The following is a 1,801-nucleotide window of genomic DNA, read 5'->3' as shown; positions in this document are numbered from 1 at the left end:
GTGTTGATATCACCGTCGCCGCTCAGCACGTTGGCTAATGCCGCATTGGCCCCGTTCAGATTCAACTCACCCAGCACCTTGATGGCACTGCTGCCCAGCGTACCGGCGCCGTTCAGGGTCGCCGAGGCCCCATCGGCGATGTTGGCCTGACCACTTAACCCGCTGTTGGCCCCACTGATGGCAAAATCACCGCCATTGAGGTTCAGGATACCGGCACCGGTTAACCCACCGGTCGCCGTTGAAGTCCCGCCCGCCGCCAGATTCAACGTACCGCCAGCGACATTCAGGATATTGCTGTTGGTCAGTAAACCGGTGCTGTTCAGCGCCCCACCGCTACCCAGTGTTACCGTCCCGGCATTGGTCAGTGCGCCGACGGTCTGACTGTGGCCGTTAATATTGGCACTGGCACCGCTCAGTACATCCAGTAACGCAGTATGGCCAAAGGCACTGTTGGCACCGAGGATCAGCTCACCGGCAGTGACCGTGGTCGCGCCGCTGTAGCTGTTATTGCCGTTCGCCAGGGTTAACGCCCCATTCGTGGCATCCACCTGCAAACCACCTACGCCAGATACCAGTGCATTTAACTCTTTATTCGAGGAAGCGCTGCTGTCCGTTGCCAGTAACAAGGCATCAGTACCGTCAGTTAACAGTTCCAACGCCGTCAGGCTGTAATTGACATACAGGCCATTACCGCCGCTACCGTCACTGCTGGTCAGGCCGTAGTTATGGGTGGCATTAGCCACCGTGGTCCCACCCTGCTGAATGGCAGACAATACCCCCTGAGTGCCGGAAGTCACTGAGGTGCCGTTGATCATCAGATCAAGATCGTTGGCATTCCCGGTCACGTTACTGGCGTTAATCAGTTCCAACATAACACCGCCGCGATCCTGATCGAGGATCGACAGGTTCGGTGCGGTTGCAGGGTTATCCCAGCTATTCGTGCCCGTGACACTGATAGTGCCGCTGTTCAGCGCCAGATCCGTCACGGTGACGACACCGCTGGCCTGTGATTGTGGTGCCGCACCGTCAAAAATCAGGGTGCCACCACTCAGATCCAAGCCGTGAATAGTGCGATTGGTGGTGCCGACCGTGGTCACGTTATCAGTCGACAGTTTCAGCGTGGCATTCGCCAGCGCGGCAGTGTTATCAGCACTTAATGCAAAGGTGGAGTTTGTCAGGTTCACAATGCCACCGAACGCCCCGCCCACTGCCGTGCCAAAGTCAAATGCCGTGCTGGNATTATTCTTCGCCACATTCAGCGTGCCATTACCGGTCAGCACATGATCGAACAGCGCGATGTCGCTCAGATTCAGTGTGGCATTGGCAATATCTACCGTAACCGCATTGTCGACGCCATTGGTGTTGGTCAACGTAGCATTGGAGCCGCCCGTGACCTGCAAAATGCCGTCACCTGTGACGCTGTTGCCAAAGCTGCCGTTAAAGCCACTTAGCGCCAGAATATCCTGTGCCCCCGCCAGCCTGATGCTGGATGCGGCCCCCAGATTGGCGGTCGACGCCACCGTCAGTTTGCTATTACCCGCCAGCGCATACTGGCCGAGGAAGTTACTGTTATTGCCGCTCAACGCCGTGTTTGAGCCATTGATGATATCAACGGTGGAACCTGCCACGCCAGTAAGGGCATTGGCGATAGCCCCACTGACTGCGTTCAGCACCAGATGAGACGTCGCCGTATCCAATCCAACCGTGGCCGTCGATGCCCCCAGATTACTGGCCTGACCGACGGTTAATACACCGGCCGCATCAATATGATGCGCGCCGCTAAAGCTGTTATTGCCGGTCA

1 pseudogene is annotated in these 1,801 nt (G+C 57.2%); it reads right to left on the bottom strand.

Annotated features, from left to right (window positions below):
* Positions 1-815 (bottom strand): annotated as a pseudogene (locus tag AEP37_RS28105) (hypothetical protein); the annotation flags it as partial.
* Positions 816-1,801: the final 986 nt, after the last annotated feature.

Source organism: Yersinia pekkanenii, from assembly GCF_001152565.1.
Classification (GTDB): Bacteria; Pseudomonadota; Gammaproteobacteria; order Enterobacterales; family Enterobacteriaceae; genus Yersinia; species Yersinia pekkanenii.
Note: the sequence above shows the minus strand (reverse complement) of the source record. Positions and strands in the feature narration are given on the sequence as shown.